Raw genomic sequence first — 24,285 nt, 5'->3', positions numbered from 1 at the left:
ATAGGAATCATCCAAATGAAAACTCACCTCAAAACCAATTCCCCGCCACACAAGCCAAACCCAAACCCAGCTAACAGCAGCACAACTCGCTTTGCTATTGTGGCATTAGTAACTTTATCCTCCGCTATTGCTTTACCCAGTTGCGGATCTCAACCACCGAGCGCTGACAGCTTCGCTTCACGCAGCAGCAGCCGTGAAAACCAAGTGGCCGCATCGGCTCCACCACCCCCACCCGCACCCGAGTCAGCAGCCCAAAGGGCAAAAACTCCTGGTGCATCAAAAAAAGCAGCAGAAACTCCAGCAACCCGTCCCCAACTGATTAAAAAAGCCCAACTCAGTGTAGTTGTCCAATCTATTGACGCTAGCACTAAATCTGTTACCAACATTGTCGAAAAACAGCAAGGCGATATCTTGGGTTTCCAAAATCAAAAGCCGCCGGATTCCAGTGTCCGCCAAACGGCGTCTGTTGAGATTCGCGTGCCTCAAGAACGGTTAGAAACTACTTTACAGGCTTTGGCAAAACTGGGAAATGTAGAGAACCGTTCTCTGACGGCTGAGGATGTTACGGATCAATTAGTTGACAGCGAGGCTAGGCTGCGGAACCTTCGCAAATCCGAGGAAATGGTGTTAAAAATTATGGAGCGATCGGGTTCTGTCGGCGACGTGCTCAAAGCTGCTCAAGAGTTGAGCAATATTCGGGAGTCGATCGAACGCATTGACGCTCAGTTAAAAAGTTTGCGAAATCAAGTAGCCTATTCGACTATTAGCTTAACTCTAGAAGCAGCAGTATCGGCTCAACAAACTCCCGAACCTTCTCTAGGTTTGCGGGTACAGGAAACTTGGGGGAAAGCGACTCATTCTATGGGCGAATTGACTTTAGGTTTGTTTGCTTTGGGTATTTGGATGTTGGCTTACAGTCCTTATTTGCTGTTAATTGGGGCTGCGGTTTACGGCTTTAATCGATTTAAGAAACAGCCTTCTGTTCCGACAATTCAAGAACCGAAACCGCCTCAGTAGTCAGTAGTCATTAGTCAGTAGTCATTAGTTATTAGTCATTAGTCATTAGTCATTAGTCATTCCACCCACGTAAAATTTATGTATTGTGGAACGGCCGGAGAACCCGTTCTTAAAACCAACAACAACTGACAAGTAACAACTGACAAGTAACAACAGTCAACAGTCAACAGTCAACAGTCAACTGCCAACTGACTAATCATCAATTTGCCATCCATCTTTGGTATAGTCTTCATCCACAATCTTTTTCGGACGCATCACCAGAACAACTCGCCCCAAAAGAGGAATATCTGGGGATTGTTCAAACCAGTATAATTCTAAATTGCCAGCGTTATCTGCGAGGAAATAACTCTCAGCATCCCACTGTCTTTTGGCTCGATCGGCAATAATCAAAACTTCTTCAACTTTGCCTTGCAGCGGTACCGGCAATCGATCGCTCATTTCCAAAACAGCCACCGGATCTTCAGCGTTCAAAATTACCTGCCATCCGGGAATCGCCACCCAAGCTCCGGCTCCAGAAAATTTTACCATTCGGAACGGCTCGATTTCCTCCGGCAAAGGCACTGCCAGCAAATCTGTCGTAGAAAGCGGCAATTTGCCCACAACCGGGACAACGCGCGGCAATTGTTCTTCGGTATCCAGCCGGTAGACGGGCAAGCGGGGCGCTTCCTTTCTCGAAACTACGGTAAAATCAACGAGCAACTGCTCGATTTGCGCCCTAGCGGTTTGGCTGCTAGCTAATTTTAAACCGCGAGCAATTAAGCGCGATCGCTCTTGCAAATCGCTTTTCTGTCTTGCTAATTGCCAGCATTGGTAAGCCATAGCATCGCCAGGAGTGTCTGTGAACCCTTGGGGGAGACTCCCGAAGTGCGAAAACTCCTTGATCGCTTTAGCAACTTCGCGAGCATCGTCAACATCCAAGTTGTGGGTTAGCATCAAAGCCGCCGCCCCGGCCCGCTCTACTTGAGAGAGAATCCGAAACTCGTATAAGATATCACTACCTTTGCCCAAAAAGTGCGATCGAACTTCCTCTGAAGCCCCAGCATTTACCATGCTGGTGTAAACTTGGGCTGCGACGCTTACTTGATTTTGCTGAATTGGCTCAAAACCAGTTTCTTCAAAAATCCTTTGAGAGTTGTAGCCAGCTTTTAGCAGTGTAGTGCAGGCCTGTCCCCACTCTACCCAAGTGCCTTCTTTTCGGCGGAGCGATCGAATTAACTTTTCGGCATCCACAGCATTGGTGGAGGATGCAGATGCAGGAGGGGATGAATCTTGCGGTTTATCAGTCATAATTGAATCAAAAACTAGCGCTAAGTTATGTGTGATTGGATACCGGCAAGGCTCGTGTCGCGGCAGAGCGATAGATTAATAGTAAGTGAGTTATGAGACTATTGTTACAGAATAGTTGCTCGCCTAAATTTACAAAGGGGAGTTTATCGTATTGTTATGGATAATGCCATTTCAGAGCTTGATCAAATTAAACGCCAGCTCATGACCCTACACAGACCGAAAAAGCCCAAAATGCTGGTAGTAGACGACGAACCAGACAATCTGGATTTACTCTACCGCACTTTCCGACGAGATTTTAACGTGCTCAAAGCTGAGAGCGGAATTCGCGCCTTGGAAGTCCTCGGCATCGAAGGCGAGGTCGCCGTCATCATTTCCGACCAGCGGATGCCCGAAATGAAGGGAACGGAGTTTCTGAGCAAAACCGTGCCCCAGTTTCCGAATACTGTCAGAATTATCTTGACTGGTTTTACGGACATTGAAGACTTGGTGGATGCGATTAACTCAGGACAGGTTTACAAGTATATCACTAAGCCTTGGGACCCGAACGAATTGAAAATGGTGGTGCAAAAGGCTGCCGAGACTTATGAAATTCTTAAGCAGCGGACTGAGGAATTGGATCGCGCCCAAAATCAAATACAACTGTTAGCAACAATCATGCAAACGGCTGTGGATTATCCGAGTTTGGAAGCAAGTTTAGACCCAATTGCTACTGCTATAAGTGATAACTTTTTGGCGGACTATTGCATTTTGCAACTGGTGGAAGGAAATGTTTTAATGCCAATCCAAGGCAGTCACACCACAGGTTCAACTGTGGAAAATTGGCTGGCAGATGATCCTCTGGTTCGAGAAGCAATCGCCTCTCAAACTATTCAGGGTGCTGTGAATATTGCGAACGACACAGCCCTAGCGAGCCTCCCGCACTATCAGAAATCCGGCATTCAAGCTCACCTGACCATCCCGGTGATTCACAAAGGTCGATCGATAGCCCTGATTTCCATTCAGTGGAAGCAACCTTGTTCCCTGCGCCCCGACGAACTCACAACAGTTCACCTCGCCGCTCAAGAAGTTGCTTTGGTATTGACGAGTTTTCAGGGTCATTAGTCATCAGTCATGAGTCATCAGTCATTAGTCCTTAGTCATCAGTCGGCTCTAAGTCTTGAGTTTAAAATGATAGCCAACCAATGATTCTCGACAAAAGCTCACCGCTCGCTAACAAATAAAAAAGCCTTAATGACTGGCGACAGCATGACATGAATAGACGGATTAATTATTTTTTCCGGCTGACCAATTACAAATTATCAATCACCAATGACAAATGATCAATGACTAATAACGCCGAACAAATTAAAACTATATTTAATCGAATTGCACCAGTTTACAATCAATTGAACGACTGGTTAAGCTTTGGGCAACACCGGATTTGGAAGCAAATGGCGGTGAAATGGAGCAGTGCAGGCCCGGGAAATACTTGTTTAGACTTGTGCTGCGGTAGCGGGGATCTAGCTTTGCTGCTGGCAAAACAAGCAGGGCCTACCGGTTGCGTATTTGGAGTAGATTTTTCCGCCGAACAATTGGCCGTGGCGGCTTTGCGCGATCGACCTTTTCTTACCCCTGCCAGTCCCATTTCCTGGGTAGAAGCTGACGCCCTAGACTTGCCTTTTGCCGACAATTACTTCGACTGCGCCACAATGGGTTACGGCCTACGTAACGTGACAGACATCCCCCGCAGTCTTCAGGAATTGCACCGCGTGCTCAAACCCGGTGCCAAAGCAGCTATTCTCGACCTCCACCGCCCCAGCAATTCCCTAATGCGGAGCTTTCAGCAGTTTTATCTAGACACTCTCGTAGTGCCGATTGCTCAGCAATTTGGCATGACTCAAGAATATGCTTACATTAATCCTAGTTTAGAAAAATTCCCGATCGGCAAGCAGCAAGTCGCGATCGCCCGCGAAGCCGGATTTGCCACCGCCACCCACTACCCGATTGCCGGAGCTATGATGGGAGTATTGGTATTAGTCAGTTGACTGTTGTCAGTTGTCAGTTGACTGTTGTCAACAGTTAACAGTTAACAGTCAACAATTCCCAATTCCCAATTCCCAATTCCCAATTATTGATGAATCCGTCTGACATTTGGCTGTTGTTTGCCCCACCTGTAGTGGGAGGAATTATTGGCTATTTCACTAACGATATAGCTATCAAAATGCTGTTCCGCCCCTATCGAGCTATTTACATCAAAGGGCGGAAGTTGCCTTTCACTCCAGGCTTGATCCCACGCAACCAAGAGCGTTTAGCAAAGCGAATTTCCGACACAATTATGGGTTCGCTGCTGACGCCACAGGAACTGCAAAACTTAGCGCGCCGCCTCCTGCAAACCGAGCGGATGCAGGAGGTAATTCTCTGGCTGTTGCAGTTGGCGCTGGATCAGGTAAAAGCAGACGCAGAACAAAAAACAGCTAAAATTCTAGCTAACATTCTGCGAGATTTGCTGGGAGAATCTGTGCCGCGAATTCTCAAAGTTTTGGCGCGCCGGGAAGATTTTTTAGAAGCTCAGCTAAATCAAATTTTTGACCAAGTTTTGCTGGAAATTCAGCTAACGGAAGCTCAGGCGGCTCAGCTTGCTGAGTGGTTGTTGCAGGTAGTAATACCCCCGGAAGTGCTGCGGCAGGCTTTAATTGACTTTTTGACCGATCGCAATATTTCGATTATCGATGAAGGGTTTCGAGAAAAAACCAGCGGCACTTATTGGGTTGTCGCCAATTTGTTTGGTTTGCGGAACACTTTAACTCGGCTGCGGACTTTTTGTTTGGATGACAGAGAAGCAACAAATAAGCGGTTAGCAGAGTTAACAGTTTCTTTGGGAATTCGCGGGCGACTTCAGGAATGGCTGCAAAACTTGTCAATGCAAAACTTACCGGTTTCGACTGTGAGACAGTTGCGAAAAACTATGCGCGACAGTGTTCGTAGCTATGTCCAACAGCGGGGTACAGAGGTACTTGAGGGGCTGAGTAAATCTATTGACTGGGAAAATATTTCGCGGTTGATTCTCAATCGATTGCAAACTTCAGCGGTAATGAGCGCTTCCCTGGAAATTGTCAGCAAAGAACTAGCTTTGGTTTTAGATCGTTATTTAGAGCGGGATTTAGAAAATATTGTAGCTCAGGCTATCCCAATTTTGAATATCGACCAGGTGATTGTCGATCGAGTAAAAGGCACTTCTCCCGAAGAATTAGAGCTAGCAATTCAGGGAATTGTCAAAAGCGAGTTGCAGGGAATTGTAAATTTAGGAGGCATTTTGGGTGTTTTTGTCGGCTGTTTGCAGACTGTCATACTTTTGCTGCAGCGATGATTTATCTCCGCAGTTGTGAAATATTTGTTGTAGTATGATATCGATCGCAGAATTTGCACGCACAGTAGACTTGCATTGCATTCATACGCAAGCTCTCTTGAAATTATCTGCGTTTATCTGTGTTTATCTGCCTTTCATCTGCGGTTGCTCGATCGGTTATTTTTTGCCCAATCCTAATTTACTTATTTTCTAAATCTATGCCAGCCCCAAATTCGGACGATCGCACAAACATCCCAAAAAACCCGCGCAACCTCAGCCGCCAACAATACGAGCGTTTAACCGCAGAAATTGCCACTCCCTACCGGCCTCTGCGACAGTTTGTTTACGTAGCTTGTGGCGCTTCGGGCTTGATCGGCGGCGTGGTTTTCCTCGCTAAAATTGCCTCTGGCCGGGAAATTGGCTCTGCTTTGCCTAATTTTGCCCTCCAAGTCGGAGTGGTGGCCCTGATGGTGTTCCTGTTTCGCCTTGAGCAGCGCGCCGACGGCCGAGCCCCGAAGTCGAAGTAACAAAATTTTACATATCAATACAAAAAGATATCTGAGGCAAGGAAAAGTTAAAAATATCAAGAAATCATTACGAAACCCTGGGAAAGCGATCGATCCCTGTCATTATCAGAAAGAATTGGTTTAAAGCCGGAACCCAGATCGGGAGAAATTAAAATCAGACTATTCATTACTCCAATCCTCGGACTTCTTTTGTCAAGTGCTGTCAACTGTCAACTGTCAACTGTCAACTGAATGAAAAAGACCCTCAATATATAAAACAAATTTAAGCCCAGCGCCAGCCTTCACCGATAGAAGAGTTGGCGTTTGGCATTTTGCTAGGAGCGGAAGATTGGTAGATGTGTCACAGTCGAATTAGAAAAGACGTTGGGAGATTTTACTATGATCCAGTCATTTTTCCAAGGGCGGTGGACGTTATTTTTAGGAGCAGGCGCAGGAATTGTATTTTACAGCAGTGCTGCGGCGGCTGCCGAAAAGGTAGTGCTCAAATACAGTGCGATCCGAATGACTTTACCAGTCAGCGAATTAGAAATTTTTGCTGAAACTGGGAAAATGTCGCCCGCTTTAGAAATGCTGCTCGGAAACGCAAAAAAAGACCCGGAAGCGGTTCGCAGAAATCTGACGAGACCGGTAAAAGTCAGTCAAAGGTTTTTGGATCAGACGCTCAACAGTAGTGTTGGGAAAATAATTCTCGATGAAGTGGGTCAGGTAATTCGCACTCCTTCTGGGAATGCAAATCGAGAAGCTTTGCGCGAGGCATTGGTGCTGTCTGCAACTAATGATAACGAGATTACGCTGCTGGAAGCGGTGAAGAATTATCCGGCTCCAGAGGTTAATGTTGAGGGCGATCGTTTAGTTGAAGCTTACGGTAAACTTGTAGCTTTGTCAGAACAATTGGGCGGCGTTTCAGAAAGGCTGCAAGACATTTTGAACAAGATTCGCCTGCCTAGATTGTAGCGGATTTTGTTAACAGGGGTTGATTTGGGCGATCGATTGCACAATTTTTCTGAACCTGCATAAATTACAGCAGAGTCACATTTTATTGTTGCAAAATTTGCCTGATTTTAACACCAGTTAAAAAAATGCAACGGTATACAAGCTCCCAACCCGACGGGAATCAGTCAGTCCCAAATCTCACATCAAAAAATAGTGAATCTCACATGGTATGAATTTACCCTCAAATCTATCCAGGGATAGATGTTCGACAGTTGATAAAAAGTTTACGGGGAGTAACCATATTTTTTTTTAGGAAAGTTTTTTGAGCAAAAAATGCGGGAAAGAGCTTCTGTAGCCGCGATAAACAGAAATACGATCGGCTCGACATTGCAGATTATGTATTTTAAGATAGAGAAACGTTGTCAGAGTCAGGCACTTGCAGAAAAACGACCAGTCATTAGTAAGCTCGTGCTATAACAGATAACATTACGCAACGCATTCCCCAAAACTTTTGACTAAAAAAAGTTAAAAACGGAAAGGGTGAGGGACTGGATTAATTAACAGCACCTCACATCCAAATAAAATCGTACTTGTCAGGGTAGTACACTTTCACTCGCTCGGATCTATTTACTAGCTAATACTAGCAACATGAACAACAATCCTATTCGTTCAAAAGACCGTTTCTTGGTTTTCGGCGCTCCGGCGATCGAAGATGCTGAAATTCAAGAAGTGGTGGCAACCATGAAAACAGGTTGGTTGGGTACGGGCCCGAAAGTCAGGCTTTTTCAAGACGAATTCAATGCTTACAAGGGTTCCCAGTACGCGGTTGCGGTTAATTCCTGTACGGCGGGACTGCACTTGAGCGTCCTCGCTGCTGGCTTGAAACCAGGGGATGAAGTCATTACTACTCCAATGACTTTTTGCGCTACAGTTAATGCGATTATTCACGCCGGAGCAACACCGATACTGGCGGATGTAGACCCGGTGACAATGAATATTGACCCGGCTCAAGTCGAAGCTAAAATAACTCCCAGAACTAAAGCAATTTTGCCGGTTCACTTCGCCGGTCGTCCCTGCGATATGGATGCGCTTTGTTCCATTGCTAGCCATCACAATTTGAAGTTGATTGAAGACTGCGCTCACGCGATCGAAACAGAGTACAAGGGGCGGAAAGCAGGCACCTTTGGCGACTTCGGATGTTTCAGCTTTTATGTCACCAAAAACATCACGACGGGCGAAGGAGGAATGATTCTCGTCAAGCGTCAAGAAGATACCGACAGGCTCAACATTTTAGCCCTGCACGGTATGAGCAAAGATGCTTGGAAGCGCTTCAGCGACTCGGGTTACAAGCACTACGAAGTGGTGGAAGTCGGCTTTAAATACAATATGATGGATCTGCAAGCTGCGATCGGCATTCATCAAATGAAACGAGTCACCCCTTATTGGCAGCGGCGGGAGCAGATTTGGCAGCGCTACAACGAAGCATTTGCGGATCTGTCGATTACTTTGCCCGCGAACCCCGAACCGGATACAATTCATGCTTATCACCTGTACACGATTCTGGTAGATGAAGCCAAAGCAGGAATCAGCCGCGACGAGTTTCTCAACGCTATCAATGCTGAAAATATCGGTGTCGGCGTACATTACATGAGTATGCCGGAACATCCTATCTATCAACAAATGTTTGGATGGCAGACCGAAGACTATCCTAATGCTGCGTACATCGGGCGGCATACAGTTAGCTTGCCGATTTCAGCAAAATTAACAGATGCAGATGTTGAAGATGTAATTGCTGGTGTTAAAAAATGTTTGGCTTTGGGCAAAACTCAGAATTATATTCTGGCAACAGCAGGCTAAATTCCTGAAATAGGATGATTGCTTCGACCCTTCAGAGTTAATCATCCTACTCCTGATTCTTGACTCCTAATCTAAAATCAGGTTGCATCGAAATGATTAGCTTTCTTGGTAATTGGTAATTGGTATCTAAACCTACCTAATACCATTTTTTTAAAGTTATGCAAGACTTATGTAAAAACTCAAAGACATAATTATCAATGTCTGGCGGTATTTTATCTCTATCACATCTTTAAAAAAATGGTATAAAACAACCGAATACCCATATCCCCCCAGCACTTAAAAAAGTCGGGGATAAGACAGCGGGCTCTCCTGGACTTTTGGTAAAAAATGGGGGTTACTGATACCTTTGTCCCAAAAAATGATAGGAAAGTCTTATAGGACAATGACTTTAATATTAATAAGGCTGATTTATCACCTTGAAATCAGGAGAGTAAAACAGCGATATCGCTTTTTACGTTTAATTAGGTTGACCTACTTAATTATCCTGACGCCGTTGAGTAATTTTGAAGATTCATGTTATAGCCCAATACAGTTCAGATCTGAACAATCTACCTTCTAAAAGATGCCTGTATCTCCCGTAAATTCGTGAGATTAAATTCGTCTTAGAGCGTTAACCCAACCGTATTGTGTTATAGCCTTTCTCAACAACATGAGGTACGCCGAAACCCTGTGTTGTCAAGCTTTTCTGATCTAATTACATACCTCCGGAAACCCAAAAACCGCTATATGTTAAAATTGATTGCCTTATTCCCTATACATTCCACTAACCGAGGAATCAGCGACGTATTTTTTTCAGTGTGCAAAGAATGGCAAGGCCCAGAGCTGAAGGCTCGCATGGTTGTCCCGAGTTGCGATCGCTCGTGTCGCGGTCCCAATGTAGTTGAAGCAATTCCGTCATTTCTGACAAGACTATATTACTTCAGCCCTAGTCTTCCCAAAATCACGGCAGAGAAGCGTTTTCTCAAAGATATCAAAGATTTTGATGTAGCCTACTTGTGGCCCGGTATCTCAGTTGATGCTGTAAAGAGCGTTAACAAGCACAGCAAGCCGATTTTTATGGAGGGAGTTAATAGTTGTGAAAGCCAAGCTAAGAGAATCCTTGACGATGCTTACTCTCGCTTGGGATTGGAACCTCAACACGGCATTACCCCAGAAAGTATTCAGGATGAAAAGGAAAAACTCAAGGTAATTGATTTTCTGTTTTGTCCTAGTCCGGTAGTAGCAAAATCGTTTCAAGAAGCCGGAGTTCCTGAAGAGAAACTGCTTTTAACGACTGAAGGTTGGTCGCCTAAGCGTTTCCCCAATTATCAATCCCACAAACCGCCCTCAGAGGAAGTTAACGTCCTTTTCCTGGGTTGGGCCTGCGTCCGCAAAGGAGTTCATTTGCTTTTGAAGGCTTGGGAGCTAGCTGGGATTAAGGGAACGCTGACAATTTTTGGCTCGATGGAGCCTGCGATCGCTCAAACTTGCAGTCATTGGCTGAAACGTCCTGATGTAGTTCAATTTAATCATGCTTTCGACTACAGTTCTGCCTATCGCGAAGCTGACTTTTTTGCCTTTCCCAGTCTTGAGGAAGGTAGCCCACTCGTCATCTATGAGGCAATGGGTCATGGTTTGCCCATTCTTGCTTCGCCGATGGGAGGAGGCGGTATTGTGCGTGATGGCATTGACGGCATAATTCTTCCTCCCTACGATACTGACGCCTGGGTGGAAGGACTTCGCCAACTATCTAATTCTCCTGATTTGCGGGCTAAAATGGGAGCCGCCGCCCGCCAGCGAGCTTTGGAGTTGACTTGGCCACAAGTTGCTGCTAGGCGCGGAGAGCAGATTCTGCAGAAATTGAACACAAAATGAAAACTAAATAAGACTTACGGTGCAAAAGGTTTGTAATCAGGTTGATGTGGACGGTTTGATTTACTGCCACTCTAGCACTGTTAATTTTATTTTTGTTCAGCATTCTTATCAAGAATTTCGGCACAGCCAAGTCAATAGATAGCGGCTGCAGTCGCTTTGTCTGGGGGGTTTCAGGCTAATTTTCTCTTGAATTGTCTGAGAGTGTGTTGCCAGTAGGCTGCCGAAATTAATCCACACTCCGTAAGCAGAAATACTGCCCCCTGCAATTTGATGCCCGAAGTTACGATCGACACTCACTCTCGACACTCACCTGTCGGCACTCACATAGCATATTGGAGGGGATGCCAGCAGAATTGGTCTGTAAAATTCACAAACCGTGACAATATTTGGTTTTAGGGCACTCAGTAAGCCAAGGTTTCTAAAGTTTCCCGCAGATAGGAACGAACCTGCTGATCGATGGTGGCATTTTGCTGCTGACGCTCAAAATTGAGTTCTAGTTGCCAGCGTTGAAATCCTGAACTTGCGCCGATCGCGGATTTGAGACTGCCCCAGATTTCAGAATCTTCGCACAGCTCTATCGGATCTGCGGCTTGAGGTTCTTGTGCGATCGGTAGATAATTCGCCATATTGTTATACCTCTGTTTTAATCCCCTGTAAGGATTGAAAGCTGACCTTGACACTCTCTATTATAGATTCTTCTCTCCAGATAGCCAATATAAAATATCCACAACCTGCAATTAAAAATTAAATATTAAGACTATTAATAATCTCTATCCGAAGAGGGGCCTTACCTATTTTTTTTCACAGCATACATCTGTACAAATTAAAGTAGCTTAAACTACAATTGTCCCCCTCTTAATTTTTTATTTCACTTTTTTTCGCTCGACTGTTCGGGTAGAGATGTAACGCCGTTGGTGTCAGCAGGTTTTGGGTTGACAATACTGCCGACTGACGAATTCCCTATGCCGGATGCTGGCCCAATTGACTCTACGGGTGCAGCCACAGCGGCAGTTGTCTCGGCTGCCAAAGCCGGCAAAAGTCGATCGACTTGCCAAGGCGCGATCGTAAAATCCTGCCGAATTTTTTCTAAAACATGAGGCTTTGTCGCTGCAAATTCTGATTCCGGCGTCAGCAAAACCGCCATGACACTAGCAGACACCTGCAAAAACAAATTGCTAGCTAAAAAACCAGAAGCTGCCAACAACAATCCAGCCCACCGCCAGGAAGGAGGAAAGGGAGCCACCGAAGCTGCCAGAGGAGCCAATCGGTAGAGTTGCCACAAAATTACTGCCAGCAAAACAGCCACAAAAAGAGCGATTCCTTGATTTAACTTAGTTTTAAACCGAGTCATAATCTGCTGCTGCACAGAAGTTAAATTCTGCGGTTTTACCGCCACAACTAAAATACTAAAAATGTAAAAAGGGCGGAACCACTGCATCCACAGCACAGGAACAATACCTGCTACAGCCACTAAAAACACTTCTAACCACACAGGAATCGCGGGAGAACCCACTGCGAGTCCCAGCAAACACAGTCCCAGGAATATCGGCAGTGCAGCCGCCCCAGAAAGGTGAATCCACAAGAAAGGCTCTGACCAAAAAGAACGCACTTTAATTAATTATTAGTTATGAATTAGGAGTTTTGAATCTTGGATTTTGAGATTTTGGGATGCACTCTTGACTCTGAAATCCGATGCGAGGAGTAAATATTTAGCTATCAAACCGAGGACTTACAAGCAGAAATCTGGTTTATTTCGGTAATTCTTATTGGAGTGAGCAAATTTTCAATTTTAAGCAAGGATAAAGACGATTAGGAAGTTCTTAATTCCTTCTTCCTTTTTCCGACTTCCCTTTTCCTTCGGTCAACCCAACGACTGCGCTCGGGGGCAAGCTGTCAACTCTTCCTTATTCTTTCTGTCAACTGTCAACTGTCAACTGTCAACCCTTCGACAAGCTCAGGGCAAGCTGTCAACTGTCAACTGTCAACTGTCAACTCTTCGACTTCGCTCAGGGCAAGCTGTCAACTGTCAACTGAGTTTTGGAGTATTGAGTTGAAGAGAATAGTTTCGAGCGATCGGCAATTTGGTTGCTGCGATCGCTCAAAAATTCTCTTCCCACTCAACACTCACAACTCAAAACTATTGAGAGAGAGTCCGGCGTTTAGTAACCATCCGGTAGGCTTCAATAATATCGCCATCCGCCCAGTCGCTAAACCCGCTCAAGGAAATGCCGCATTCAAAGCCAGCATTGACTTCCTTGGCATCTTCCTTCATCCGTTTGAGGGAGTCGAGGACACCTTCGTAAACGACATTGTTGCCCCGGCGCACCCGCACCTTACAGTTACGGATGACTTTGCCAGAGAGTACCATACATCCAGCCACAGCCCCGCGACCGATCGCAAAGACAGCGCGGACTTCGACTTGACCCAAAGGTTCTTCCACCAATTCGGGTTCCAGCAGGCCTTCCATCGCCCCTTGAATATCATCCAAGAGGTTGTAGATGATGCTGTATTCCCGCACGTCTACGCCCGCTTGGTCAGCCGCGAGGCGAGCGCCGGTGGCGAGAGTAGTATTGAACCCGACAATCACAGCATTACTGGCGGCTGCGAGGTCAATGTCGGTTTCTGTGACTTCCCCAGGAGCAGATAGCAGCAGTCGGAGTTGAACTTCTTTTTGAGGAAGTTGAGTCAGAGCACCGACAATTGCTTCGAGGGAGCCTTGGACATCTGCCTTCAAGATTAAGTTGAGTTCCTTAAGAACACCTTCCTTAGCTTGTTGAGAGAAGCCACTGAGGCTGATCCTACCACCTTGCAATATACGTGAATCTCGTTGGGATGTAGCTCTGGCATCGGCGATCGCCGCAGCTTCTTTTTCGTTCGCGAAGACATCGAATTCGTCTCCTGCACGAGGAACTTCTCGCAGCCCCAGCACTTCCACCGCAAAGGATGGAGTTGCTTGTTTTACGTGTTCGCCGCGATCGTCGATCATAGCCCGCACCTTACCCAAAGCCGAGCCTGCGACCACAATATCGCCCACCCGCAGAGTACCGTTCTGCACCAGCAAAGTTGCCACAGGCCCCCTTGCCTTATCGAGGTGAGCTTCAATCACCGTACCCTTAGCCGCGCGGTTCGGGTTAGCGTTGAGGTCTTCCATTTCCGCGACGGTCAAGATCATTTCCAACAGCATATCGAGATTTTCGCCTCGGATCGCGCTGACAGGAACCATCGTAATATCACCGCCCCAGTCATCGGCAACCAAGCCGTACTCTGTCAACTCTTGTTTGACTCGTTCCGGCTGAGCGCCTTCCTTATCAATTTTATTGATCGCCACAACAATTGGCACTTTAGCCGCTTTCGCGTGACTGATAGCTTCAATCGTTTGTGGACGCACACCGTCATCGGCCGCTACCACCAAGATCGCGATATCTGTCACCCGCGTTCCACGAGCCCGCATTGCCGTAAAGGCTTCGTGACCGGGCGTATCCAAAAATACAACCTGCTGGCTCTTGCCTTCGTGTACCACATCCACGTGATAAGCACCGATGTGCTGGGTAATACCCCCAGCTTCTCCTTGAGCAACCTTGGTTTTGCGGATCGAGTCGAGCAAGGTAGTTTTACCGTGATCGACGTGACCCATAATCGTTACTACTGGTGGACGGCGTTGGAGGTATTCCATATCTGTTGCGTCCAGCATCTCGATCACTTTGAGGGCTGGGGCTACTTTTTCAGGGGTTTCTACCTCTATGCCCATTTCTTCAGCTACGATTCTCACCGCTGCAATATCCAGGGTTTCGGTAATGTTGACCGCAATCCCTTTAGAGAACAGCCGCTTGATAATTTCCGTTTCGGGAACAGCCAAAGTACCTGCGAGTTCCTGAACGGTCATCGGCCTGCTAAGCATCAGTGTTTCAGGACGTTCTACCTTAGCTTCGACTGTTTTGCCACGGCTACCGCGTCCGCCTGAAGAACCAGACGAGCTTTTATCGTGAGAAGGGCCCGGTCTCTTATTTTTGCCACTACTTCCGGGTGCGCCCGGAGTTGGTGTTGATTTTGGTGCTGCTTGTGTCTTCGCCTTAGCCGGGCGGGCTAGGGACAGACTGACCGTGACTGGTGCTGGCATATCCAAGCCATTTTCTAAGTCATCGTCATCCTCATCTATGGGTTTGAGGCGACGTTGTTTGAGTTTGGCAGCCTTTGCAGCCTTGGCAGCATCTGAGTTTTCGTCGTCGTCTTCTTCCCAAATGGCCGAAGTCTTTTTGGCAGGACGAGGGAGGGAGGGCCTTTCGAGGAGAAGAATCCCGGAGTCCGGCGTATTATCTTCTTCATTGTCATCAGTGTCATCCCCTGCGGCTCCCGTGTCGCCACCACGGCTACGCAGCCCGGTAGCTGACGTTGCGGGGGCTAGACTCCGGCGCGGCCCACCACCTGGCTGGGGTCGATCGGCAAGTTGAGTTTTGACTGGGCCACCAGCGCCTTCCCGGCGCGGTCTTTGCGCGTCGCGAGATTCGGTACCTCCCGGTGCAGGTCTGCTGGGGCGGCTCGGTTTAGCCGGCGCTTCCAGAGTTTCTGACTGTTGTGATTGCTCTTGCTCGGTTTTTGCCAGTTTTAGTACCGGCTTGTTTCCCAGATTTTGTGGGCTGCGGCTAGCCGACTCCGACGCCCCTCTGACTGGCGGCGACGTGAGTTTTGCCCCGGGCGGCGCTGCCGGAGCGACTGGCGGTTGCTGGGTGCGTTCTGGAGCCTTTTCCGACGGCGGTTGAGGTGCCGCAGGTGCCTGAGCCTGGGCGGTGGTTTCCGGGGCGATCGCACCTACAGTTTCCGACACTATTTCTGACGGAGCCGCCGAGACAGATACATTTGGCTTCGACAGTACAGGTCGATTGATATTCGGTTTAGCTGGAGGCTGGAGTTGTTGAGCTGCGGGCGACTTGGGAGGAGTTGCCACGGTTGCCGCCGGCTGGTTTTTGTTCTCCTCGTTGCCTGCAGGCTGGGAGGAAGCACCAGCCGGCCGTACTTTTGGACTGCGTATTTCTAAAATTTGCTGCTTTTTTTGTTGGTCGTTAGGGTGAGGGCCAGATTCTCTAGATGGCGCTGCTGCTCTTTCGGGTGGAGCTGGCTTGCCGGGGGAAGAGTGGCTACTGGCTACGTATTTTTCCGCCGTTTTGCGAATGCGCTCTGCTTCGGATTCTGTAATTGTGCTGCTGTGGCTCTTGACTGAAATATTGAGCCGCTCGCATACTGCCAAGATGTCTTTATTATCCAAATTTAGTTCCCGTGATAATTCGTAAATTCTTACTTTGCCGTTGTTCATCCACTCTGCCCTCTTTTGTGCCAACCAGTTTTTACATTGTGATTTTTTGTTCTAATGACGACATCATTCGCTGTGATTGATTCAGTGTCAGGAATCGGGGTTTTGGTACTCACTCAGCAATTTTATCTAAAAGATGCAACTCGCTGAAGTCTGCGGTTGAAGAATTCTCAAGTCTGTTTGGGAACTTGGAACTCCGAAGTCTGAGTTTTGGCAAAACCCACTCTCTCAAGCTTCAAAGTTTGCCTTTCCACCTTGAGGATACCTCTGCTAGTAACCTACCCTTATCTAATCTGACACAAATCTTTCCAGACTGGTGGGCAGATCGGATTGGGGTTTTATAGCTGGCGCTACCGGTAATTACTGGTAGGGCTGCCAAGAGGGTTTATACAGTCGATGCCGAACTATTGTCGGTTTTTCGTCCGGCCTTGCCAGAGTAAGATGTACAGTCAGATGTGGCTAAACGCTGCCAAAGTGTTTGGTACAGTTCGTCAGACACAGGCGCTTTGAGCGATCGCCCAAGTCGATTTTTTTTCTGAGCTGCTTTGAGGCATTCGGCTTTCCGACAAAGGTAAGCAGAACGGCCCATGCCACGATCTAATTGTACCTGATGAGAAGGATAGAGCCTGACTACTCGCCAAAAAGCTTCCTTAGAAGCTATTTTTCGACAACTTGCACAGCACCGGTAGTTCGGTTTCATCAGAAAATGGGGTAGAAACCCCGTCCTTTTAGGACGGCTTTATATTACAATATAATTGGTCACAGACCCACCCGAGACGATGGATCAAACAGCCTATACGAGCGAAGTTCAGCCTTGTGCTGGCGGCGAAGCAAAATCGGTAGACCGGGAAAAGAGGATAGGGCAATGGTAAACATCCCTAGAATCAAAACTACGAAGAATTCCGTTTGGTATTCGACACGTAAAAACCGCAGGGCTTGCGGGGTTAGTGCGCGAGAGCGAACATAAGACCAAATCTCTTTTAGGGTGGAGGTAGTTGCGAAGAAGCAGAAATTCAAATCGTGAGGTTTGGGAATCCCCGTACCTGATAGTCGGGGTGAATGTCAACGGAGTGAGAGGGGGAGTAGGGTCCGAGGGGAGTAGGGGACAAGTCCTCCTTGTCTCCCTTCGAGAGAAAATATTGTGAATGTCACAGTTTTTATACTGCTGCTTCGGTTTCCTCCGTGGCGACTGCCTCCTCTTCCTCAAATTCTGCGGTTTCCTCGTCGCTGTCGTAGTCCGATCCTTCGTCTGCGTCGTAGTCGCCTGCTAGTTCTTCGAGCCTAGTTTCTTCTGCTGCCAATTTGGTGTCTTCGGCGGCGCGATCGTACTTAGCAATATCTTTGATATCGATTTTCCAACCAGTCAGGCGGGCTGCGAGGCGGACGTTCTGACCTTCTTTACCAATGGCAAGACTCAGTTGGTCTTCAGCGACCAAAATGTGAGCGCGCCTGCCTTCTGGGGCAACCAAACGCACTTCATCTACTCTAGCAGGACTCAAAGCATTAGCGATATAAGTTGCGGGATCTGGAGACCAGCGGATCACATCTATTTTTTCGCCGCGCAATTCGTTGACTACTACCTGAATTCGCGATCCCCGCGCTCCGATGCAGGCTCCTACGGGGTCTACGTCGCGATCGAGAGTATCAACTGCTATTTTAGTCCGGGGGCCGACGTGCCGCGAGGGAGGATTTGCCTCTCTGGCTACCGCAACAATTCTGACTACTCCGTCTTCTATTTCTGGCACTTCGTTAGCAAACAGGTAAACCACCAAACCTGCGTCAGCTCTAGAAACAAGTAACTGCGGCCCTCTCGTGGAGCCTTCGCCTACTTTTTTGAGATAAACCTTGAATGTAGCATTTGCCCGGTAATTATCGTTGGGCAACTGTTCGCGCTTCGGGAGTTCGGCATCTACTTCCGGCTGACCAAAGCTGCTGGTGACTGCCAAAATTACCGACTGCCTCTCAAACCTGAGAACTCTGGCTTGAAGAACAGTTTCTTCTAAATCTTTAAACTCTTCTTGAATCATTTTGCGCTGTTGGTCGCGCAATTTTTGAGCGAGAACTTGTTTGGTCTGGATGGCAGCCATGCGACCAAATTCTTTTTGATTTGGTGTTACGTCTACGAGCACGATGCTCCCAGGCTGAGCTTCCGTGGCTACTTCTTGCACTTCCGAAAGTGATATTTCGTGATCGGGGTTGGTGACTTCTTCGACAATAGTTTTGTTCGCTAAAACGCGGAAACCTTCTTGTTCTGCGTCCAGTTCTACATCAAAGTTGTCGAAGTATTCTTCGCTGAAGTGATCTAGTTTTTGGGTGCGGCGGTAGCGCTCGTATCCTTTGAGCAGGGCTTCTCGCAAGGCGGCTTGGACGGCGTGTTTGGGTAAATTTCGCTCTTTGCTAATACCTTCGACCATTTCTTTGAGTCCTGGGAGGGGAACCATTGACATATAAAACACTCCTTTTTTTGTTTTGACAATACGTAACTGGTAATCGGTAATCAGTAATTGGTGATTTTCGAGAAAAAGTGATGACTGATGATTGATCAGTTGCTGGATAGGCTTAGGAAATCTGGGTGCTGTAACAATTTATTTATTGTGCCAATTCAACCCCGCTGCTAAAGATATGATTCTTAAAAATTAACTCGCAGCGAAGCATTTTCAGCTTGCTGCGAGGCAATCTCAACACTCAAATCGGGCGGGCACGCACCATCCACTGCCCCTACAACTCAAAACTCAAAACTCAAAATTGACCTTTACTACTCCTTTCCTTCGTCTAGTTCAACTTTGACAATCTGAGGGCGGGGAATTTTAACCTGTCGCCCTTTTTGATTGAGATAAACAGTTGTTTCGTCCCGGCCCACAAGTAGTCCTTTCCACTCTTTGACTCGCGAGTCCGGTTCGGTGGTTTTGACTGTGATGGGGAAACCTTTAAAAGTAATGAATTCTCGATCGCTGCTGAGCAAGCGGGATATGCCGGGACTGGAAATCTCTAGCACGTAGGCGTCGGGTATGATTTCGGCTGCCTCTAACTCAGCATCGAGGGCTGTGCTCATGCGCTCGCAGTCTGCTAAACCCGTGTCTTGTTGGAGGTTGCGGATGTCTACCCGCAAGACGGGGGGATTTTGGTTGGTGTGAAACACTGCTCCCACTACTTCCAATCCCAGTGTTTCCGCAACGGGGGTAGCTAAGTCAATGATTTGTGGGATTAGGGGATGAGTCATATCGAATATTTAAGTTAACACTCCTGAACTCGGACACGGGCAAGCAAAAATCAGGTGTTGAGATTGCTTTGCTTTGAGGTGGTTTTATTGGGTTGCTGCGACTTTCGTCTTCAACTTTGGGACTTAGCCAGCATCCCTGCTGGGAATCTCAAGCGGGGGAATTATCCCTACTGGATCAGTCTTCAACTGGCAAGTCTGACGCCCAGATCTCTTTTCCTGCGACTAATGCAACAAAAAAAGTGGGCTTGACCCACTCCTAGGTAAAACAATTTCTTCCAAGAAGTTTGAGACCTGCTTCCGATCGAAGTGTGCCTCATTTTTCATTTTAGCTCGATCGCCCGCCCGGTGACAAACCGATCGCCATCGGCGGACTGTCCGAGGGTAGAGGGGGAGAGCTGACAGGGGGGATGAGGACGACTTCATAACCGTTTTGGAGTGGGGTGGGGCGAGGGCAAATTCCTGGTTGATACCGAAGCGGGTGCGATGCCCATAGAACCGTTGGCGGCACTCAGGCGGTCTAGGACTTGCGATACGGAGGTTTCTTTGGGAAATTCTAATTTCAGTTCAGACAAGCCCTCTGCTTCTTGATAGGGGGTGAAGAGCTTGACAGTGATGGTGATTGGTAGATTCGACATGGGCGATCGCATGATTAACCGTATATTGACAAAACAGCCAAACTAAGATTAACCCTAAAAAATTTCCTTTACTAATGCTGAATTGGAAGCTCAATTACAAACTCTACCCCCCATTCGGGCGAGGAAATGCAAGTCAGCTTACCACCATGTTTTCGTTCTACGATCTCGCGGCTAATAGACAAACCTAAACCTGTCCCTTTACCTACTGATTTAGTAGTAAACATCGGCGTGAATAAATGCTGCATTACTTCCTGAGTTATGCCAACCCCATTATCAGCAATCCGAATCACCACTTTGTCCCCATGAAGCATTTCAGTGCAGATCCGAATCTGTGGAGTGTCATTGCTCTGTTTCTTGTCCCCGCACAGCGGACAACTAATCGTAGACTCTTCTAAAGCATCAATTCCATTCGCCAATATATTCATAAACACCTGATTGAGTTGCCCCGGATAACACTCTACTAGCGGCAATTCCCCATACTCTTTAATCACTGCAATTCCTGGGAAACTTCCTTTAGATTTCAGCCGATGCCCTAAAATTAATAACGTACTATCTAGCCCATCGTGAATATTCACTGGCGTTAGTGCCGATGTATCCAAGCGAGAAAAATTACGCAGTGACATAGAAAGATTGTAAAGTCGCTCTGTTCCTACCGCCATTGAATCAAGAATTTTGGGCAAATCTTCAACAATAAAATCTAACTCAATCTCCTCGGACTTATCCTCAAATTCTGATGTCGAAGTAACGTTGTGCTGGCACACCCGAGTCATCTCGATCAAATCGGCAATATATTCCTTGGCAATAGGGATATTATTGGAGATAAAACTAACTGGGTTGTTAATTTCGTGAGCTACCCCAGCTACAAGTTGACCAAGGCAAGCCATCTTTTCACTTTGAACGATTTGCACTTGAGCTTTTTTAAGATTATCCAAAGCTTGAGAAAGTTCAGCCGTTCGTTTTTCCACCCGTTTTTCTAAATCCTGCGCGAGGTGATGTAACGCTGCTTCTGCTGCGAGCCTGTCTTCAATTTCCCGTTTGAGAAGCAGATTTTGGTCGGCGAGAGTTTTAGTCAAAGAACGCAGCTTTAAATGGAGGTTGACGCGAGCTAACACCTCCTTTTGTTCAAAGGGCTTAGTAATGTAATCCACCGCCCCTAGATTAAAGCCTTTGACTTTATCTCCTATGTCAGACAGAGCCGTCATAAAAATTACCGAAATTTCGTTCGTCAACGGACTTTCTTTCAGGCGATGGCAGGTTTCAAACCCGTCAATTCCTGGCATCATTACATCTAACAGAATCAAATCAGGGTGACTATATTCAGCCTGTTCGATGGCAGTTGCGCCATCAGTTGCTACCAATATCTCCCATCCAAAACCCGCTAAAGCTTCAGAAAGCACGTCCAGATTGCTAGGATTATCATCAACGATTAAGATGCTACTTGTTTCCATATTTGCTGCCTTCATTCTTTTTCTATTCTGTGGGATGTAATAAACTCTTTGATTTTTTTGACCTGATAGCCTTGGGCTAACTGGCGCAGCTCAACAGCAAAGGACACAAATTTCTGATCCAATTTCTCTAGGTGCTCACTGCGCTTCACAATTCCTTTCACGTTGCCTCTCATCGCCAGTTCAAGTAGGAGTTCAATTTCTCCGGGAGGGGGCGCTACTACAGAGGTCGATTTAGAAAGTGATTGAGGATCTGAGGAAAAAGGAATAGTGCTGATTTTTTCATTCTTTCGTTCCTCATATATCCATTCAAGTTTTAAATACTTTTGCAATATCTCAAATAGCTCTTCTGCCTGCACTGGCTTACCGAGAAAATCGTTGGCTCCCCCCTCCAAGCTTTTATGTTGATCCGTAGCAAATACACTGGCAGATGAAGCAAGGATTGCCACGTCTTTATAGTGTGACAAATTTCGGATGCGGCGCATCATCTCAAAGCCATCTAACACTGGCATCACCAAGTCAGTGATAATCAAATCGAACTGAAACTCTTCTACTTTTTCTAAACCTTCTTTACCGTTTTTAGCTTCGGTTACTTCAAAGCCGAGGGGTTCCAGGAGATTGACAATGACCGAGAGGTTTTCCCATTTGTCATCCACAACCAAAACTTTCTGCTTTCTACCTTGGTAGCCAACCAGCTTTCTTTGCTTGGCAATCGCGGCTGTATTTGCCCAGTCTGCCGCTTCCCGTAAATCCAAATCTACCCAAAAAACACTGCCGACTCCTGACTGACTTTTTACTTGGATTGTACTACCCATGATTTCGACAATTTTCTGGCTAATTGTTAAACCGAGTCCGGTTCCTTCCGCCTGACGCTTGCTCTCTCCTACCTGTTCAAAAGGCAAAAATATTTTTTTTAATTGTTCGGGTGTCATACCAACGCCAGTATCTTCAATTTGAAACCGAATTTTGTGAATTAGTGAGGCTGGCTTTTGGTCATGGCTTTGTACCTTTTCACCTGTCCCGTTTTCCAGATGTTCTATCTTAAAAGTCACCCCTCCGCCGTCGGTAAACTTAATTGCATTGCTCAGTAAGTTAATTAGTACCTGTCGCAAGCGTTTCTCGTCAGCGTAGATGCCAGCCGGAATTTCAGAACTGGGTTGATAAACAAAAGCCATTCCTTTTTGTTCGGCTCGGATGCGGCAGATTTCCGCGACTCCCTGCAAAAAGGAAGGAAAATGGAAATCTTTCGCGTACAGTTCCAATTTCTGAGCTTCAATTTTAGCGAGGTCTAAGATGTCATTAATCAGGGTTAACAGGTGGGAACCACACTGGTGAATAATACTGATGCCTTGGATATCTTTCGGAGCCATAGTTGTTGAGCGTTCTAGGATTTGAGCGTATCCTAAAATTCCATTGAGTGGCGTTCTCAATTCGTGACTCATATTCGCTAAAAATTCACTTTTAGCTTGGTTGGCACTATCAGCGATTTGTTTGGCTTCGGTGAGTTCAGCGGTGCGTTCTTGTACTCGGATTTCTAGCTCGGAATTGGTCTTTGCTAGCGCATCAAAGGATTCGCGCAACTGTTGTGCCATAAGGTTGAAAGACTGACCCAGAATTTCTAGTTCTTCTACGCCTTTTACCTGCACATTTTTCTCTAAGTCGCCACTGGCGATCGCTCTAGAAGCTGCGCTCAAACGGAGAATCGGGCTGGTAATCCAGCGTGCGGTTAGGATTCCCAAAATGGTGGCCAGTGTTAAGGCTCCCAAACACAATAAAATGGTAGTCTGGGTATTGGCGTTAATTTGATCCATGAAATCGCTTTCTGGAACTACGACGACGATCAGCCAGTCCAACCCTCGGCTATCCTGAAAGGGCATAACTTGGAGGAATTCCCGCTGGCCGGCGATCGTAAAATCCAATTGCTGAGAGCTATTAATTTTAGTGAGGTCGCCAAACTGTTCTTTTAAATGCGCTGTTGTCAGCCGGATTAAATCATCTGTGCTGTCTAAAGCATTCAGGCGATCGAGTTTGCCATTGTTGGTGATAAATGCTTCTTTGAGAGTTGAACTGCCTACTAGGAGTCCAGAACGTTCCATAATGAATGTCTGTCCCGATCGACCGATTTTTATGCTTTGCAGAAAGTCGCTGAGGAAAGAGATCAAAAAATTAGCAACGAATACTCCGCGCAGTTCGCCACTTTCGTCATAAACTGGATGTCCGGCAGGGAGAGAGAGCGTTTTCTGACCTGTAAGCGGAAAAATTTCGCTCCATGTGGGCCGGCCTAAGCGTACACTGTCTTTATACCATGAACGGCGGAGTATATTGTAGTTGCGGGAGACTTTTAAAAGCTTCGTTTGATTGCCTTTGCTATCAGATTCATAAATATGAAGTTCATTCCGATGCTCTTTGTCTGCTATTTTAAAAAATATTTGGCCATTCTCTTGGCGTTCAACGGCAATGAACTCTCCAGTTTTAGTAGCAAAACCCATCTGGGGCAGAGAAGGAAAGGCTTGAAGTTGCTCCCACAAATAGCGCTCCGTACTCTCCAATTCGTCTGGATTTAAGTATCCTAGGCGAAGGGCATTGGCATTCAATTGATTGACCCGAGGAGCTGTATCTAGGTATGTGTTGAGCTGCTGCTGGATGCGGGCCGTAATTTCACTCCGCAATTGGCTAGCAACTTCGTTGACTGCTTTTTGCCCGTTGCGTAAGGATAGCCAGCCTGTCAGCCCGACGGCGGCAAATATTTGCAAAACGAATGGGAATACTAAAATCAGGCGCAGGGACAGTTTTTTTTGAGAACGGTTTGACACAAAAGTGGTTGGAGAGGTGTGTGACATTGATTGGTGTTACTCCTGGGGTAACGAGTTGGCTGAAAAA

General features: G+C 46.8%; 18 protein-coding genes. 8 read left to right on the top strand and 10 right to left on the bottom strand.

From position 1 onward, the window contains the following. Positions 1-15: 15 nt before the first annotated feature. A complete protein-coding gene (locus tag QUA58_RS22320) occupies positions 16-1,017 on the top strand; it encodes a DUF4349 domain-containing protein (protein ID WP_333256363.1) in 1,002 nt (333 codons plus the stop codon). Between the two features lie 192 nt (positions 1,018-1,209). Here the strand turns inward: QUA58_RS22320 and QUA58_RS22315 are convergent, their stop codons facing one another. Next, complete coding sequence (locus QUA58_RS22315) at positions 1,210-2,304, bottom strand: RuBisCO accumulation factor 1 (RefSeq protein ID WP_333256366.1); 1,095 nt, start codon at positions 2,302-2,304, stop codon at positions 1,210-1,212. Positions 2,305-2,460: 156 nt separating this feature from the next. Here QUA58_RS22315 and QUA58_RS22310 point away from each other — a divergent pair, with 156 nt between their 5' ends. The 7 genes from QUA58_RS22310 to QUA58_RS22280 all read left to right on the top strand — a co-directional run bounded on the left by QUA58_RS22310 (position 2,461) and on the right by QUA58_RS22280 (position 10,800). Then, entirely contained in the window at positions 2,461-3,405 is a 945-nt protein-coding gene (locus QUA58_RS22310; RefSeq protein WP_333256368.1) for a response regulator, read from the top strand. Positions 3,406-3,626: 221 nt separating this feature from the next. After that, positions 3,627-4,328, top strand: a complete 702-nt coding sequence (gene ubiE, locus QUA58_RS22305) for a bifunctional demethylmenaquinone methyltransferase/2-methoxy-6-polyprenyl-1,4-benzoquinol methylase UbiE (protein WP_333256371.1) — start codon at positions 3,627-3,629, stop codon at positions 4,326-4,328. Between the two features lie 89 nt (positions 4,329-4,417). After that, positions 4,418-5,650, top strand: a complete 1,233-nt coding sequence (locus QUA58_RS22300; RefSeq protein WP_333256373.1) for a DUF445 family protein — start codon at positions 4,418-4,420, stop codon at positions 5,648-5,650. Positions 5,651-5,847: 197 nt separating this feature from the next. Then, on the top strand, positions 5,848-6,156 hold the full coding sequence (locus QUA58_RS22295; RefSeq protein WP_333256375.1) for a DUF3493 domain-containing protein: 309 nt from the start codon (positions 5,848-5,850) through the stop codon (positions 6,154-6,156). A gap of 378 nt (positions 6,157-6,534) precedes the next feature. After that, positions 6,535-7,110, top strand: a complete 576-nt coding sequence (locus QUA58_RS22290) for an alpha/beta hydrolase (protein WP_333396014.1) — start codon at positions 6,535-6,537, stop codon at positions 7,108-7,110. Positions 7,111-7,737: 627 nt separating this feature from the next. Next, the gene (locus QUA58_RS22285; protein WP_333256380.1) at positions 7,738-8,946 is read left to right on the top strand and encodes a DegT/DnrJ/EryC1/StrS family aminotransferase; all 1,209 of its coding nucleotides are present in this window, start codon (positions 7,738-7,740) and stop codon (positions 8,944-8,946) included. Positions 8,947-9,672: 726 nt separating this feature from the next. After that, a complete protein-coding gene (locus QUA58_RS22280; RefSeq protein ID WP_333396012.1) occupies positions 9,673-10,800 on the top strand; it encodes a glycosyltransferase family 4 protein in 1,128 nt (375 codons plus the stop codon). A 401-nt stretch (positions 10,801-11,201) separates the two neighbouring features. On the opposite strand, the gene QUA58_RS22275 is transcribed toward QUA58_RS22280, so the two are convergent. From QUA58_RS22275 to QUA58_RS22235, 9 genes are all read right to left on the bottom strand, one after another. Further along, complete coding sequence (locus QUA58_RS22275; protein ID WP_333082445.1) at positions 11,202-11,426, bottom strand: hypothetical protein; 225 nt, start codon at positions 11,424-11,426, stop codon at positions 11,202-11,204. Between the two features lie 242 nt (positions 11,427-11,668). Continuing rightward, the gene (locus tag QUA58_RS22270) at positions 11,669-12,409 is read right to left on the bottom strand and encodes a low-complexity tail membrane protein (RefSeq protein ID WP_333255670.1); all 741 of its coding nucleotides are present in this window, start codon (positions 12,407-12,409) and stop codon (positions 11,669-11,671) included. 528 nt (positions 12,410-12,937) lie between these two features. After that, on the bottom strand, positions 12,938-16,108 hold the full coding sequence (gene infB / locus QUA58_RS22265; protein ID WP_333255672.1) for a translation initiation factor IF-2: 3,171 nt from the start codon (positions 16,106-16,108) through the stop codon (positions 12,938-12,940). 382 nt (positions 16,109-16,490) lie between these two features. Beyond that, the gene (locus QUA58_RS22260) at positions 16,491-16,805 is read right to left on the bottom strand and encodes a YlxR family protein (RefSeq protein ID WP_333255674.1); all 315 of its coding nucleotides are present in this window, start codon (positions 16,803-16,805) and stop codon (positions 16,491-16,493) included. 457 nt (positions 16,806-17,262) lie between these two features. Then, the gene (gene nusA / locus QUA58_RS22255; RefSeq protein WP_333255676.1) at positions 17,263-18,552 is read right to left on the bottom strand and encodes a transcription termination factor NusA; all 1,290 of its coding nucleotides are present in this window, start codon (positions 18,550-18,552) and stop codon (positions 17,263-17,265) included. Positions 18,553-18,860: 308 nt separating this feature from the next. After that, entirely contained in the window at positions 18,861-19,325 is a 465-nt protein-coding gene (gene rimP, locus QUA58_RS22250; protein WP_333255678.1) for a ribosome maturation factor RimP, read from the bottom strand. Between the two features lie 419 nt (positions 19,326-19,744). Continuing rightward, complete coding sequence (locus QUA58_RS22245; protein ID WP_333396010.1) at positions 19,745-19,960, bottom strand: hypothetical protein; 216 nt, start codon at positions 19,958-19,960, stop codon at positions 19,745-19,747. 71 nt (positions 19,961-20,031) lie between these two features. Further along, positions 20,032-21,423 (bottom strand): response regulator, encoded by a 1,392-nt coding sequence (locus tag QUA58_RS22240; RefSeq protein WP_333396008.1) that lies wholly within the window; start codon positions 21,421-21,423, stop codon positions 20,032-20,034. Then, positions 21,420-24,245 (bottom strand): ATP-binding protein, encoded by a 2,826-nt coding sequence (locus QUA58_RS22235; protein ID WP_333396006.1) that lies wholly within the window; start codon positions 24,243-24,245, stop codon positions 21,420-21,422. Before QUA58_RS22235 ends, QUA58_RS22240 begins: the two co-directional genes overlap by 4 nt. Between the last annotated feature and the right edge of the window lie 40 nt (positions 24,246-24,285).

The sequence above is a fragment of the Microcoleus sp. N9_A1 genome, assembly GCF_036701795.1.
In the GTDB taxonomy this organism is placed as follows: domain Bacteria; phylum Cyanobacteriota; class Cyanobacteriia; order Cyanobacteriales; family Microcoleaceae; genus Microcoleus.
This window is presented reverse-complemented; position numbering and strand designations above follow the sequence as displayed.

Bases quoted from the DNA above. Each gene is read 5' to 3' on its own strand.
- QUA58_RS22275 (WP_333082445.1), bottom strand. From the start codon at position 11,426: ATGGCGAATTATCTACCGATCGCACAAGAACCTCAAGCCGCAGATCCG.
- QUA58_RS22245 (WP_333396010.1), bottom strand. From the start codon at position 19,960: ATGTCGAATCTACCAATCACCATCACTGTCAAGCTCTTCACCCCCTAT.
- nusA (WP_333255676.1), bottom strand. From the start codon at position 18,552: ATGTCAATGGTTCCCCTCCCAGGACTCAAAGAAATGGTCGAAGGTATT.
- QUA58_RS22295 (WP_333256375.1), top strand. From the start codon at position 5,848: ATGCCAGCCCCAAATTCGGACGATCGCACAAACATCCCAAAAAACCCG.
- QUA58_RS22235 (WP_333396006.1), bottom strand. From the start codon at position 24,245: ATGTCACACACCTCTCCAACCACTTTTGTGTCAAACCGTTCTCAAAAA.
- rimP (WP_333255678.1), bottom strand. From the start codon at position 19,325: ATGACTCATCCCCTAATCCCACAAATCATTGACTTAGCTACCCCCGTT.
- QUA58_RS22300 (WP_333256373.1), top strand. From the start codon at position 4,418: ATGAATCCGTCTGACATTTGGCTGTTGTTTGCCCCACCTGTAGTGGGA.
- QUA58_RS22310 (WP_333256368.1), top strand. From the start codon at position 2,461: ATGGATAATGCCATTTCAGAGCTTGATCAAATTAAACGCCAGCTCATG.
- QUA58_RS22280 (WP_333396012.1), top strand. From the start codon at position 9,673: ATGTTAAAATTGATTGCCTTATTCCCTATACATTCCACTAACCGAGGA.
- ubiE (WP_333256371.1), top strand. From the start codon at position 3,627: ATGACTAATAACGCCGAACAAATTAAAACTATATTTAATCGAATTGCA.
- QUA58_RS22285 (WP_333256380.1), top strand. From the start codon at position 7,738: ATGAACAACAATCCTATTCGTTCAAAAGACCGTTTCTTGGTTTTCGGC.
- QUA58_RS22320 (WP_333256363.1), top strand. From the start codon at position 16: ATGAAAACTCACCTCAAAACCAATTCCCCGCCACACAAGCCAAACCCA.
- QUA58_RS22260 (WP_333255674.1), bottom strand. From the start codon at position 16,805: ATGAAACCGAACTACCGGTGCTGTGCAAGTTGTCGAAAAATAGCTTCT.
- infB (WP_333255672.1), bottom strand. From the start codon at position 16,108: ATGAACAACGGCAAAGTAAGAATTTACGAATTATCACGGGAACTAAAT.
- QUA58_RS22315 (WP_333256366.1), bottom strand. From the start codon at position 2,304: ATGACTGATAAACCGCAAGATTCATCCCCTCCTGCATCTGCATCCTCC.
- QUA58_RS22240 (WP_333396008.1), bottom strand. From the start codon at position 21,423: ATGAAGGCAGCAAATATGGAAACAAGTAGCATCTTAATCGTTGATGAT.
- QUA58_RS22290 (WP_333396014.1), top strand. From the start codon at position 6,535: ATGATCCAGTCATTTTTCCAAGGGCGGTGGACGTTATTTTTAGGAGCA.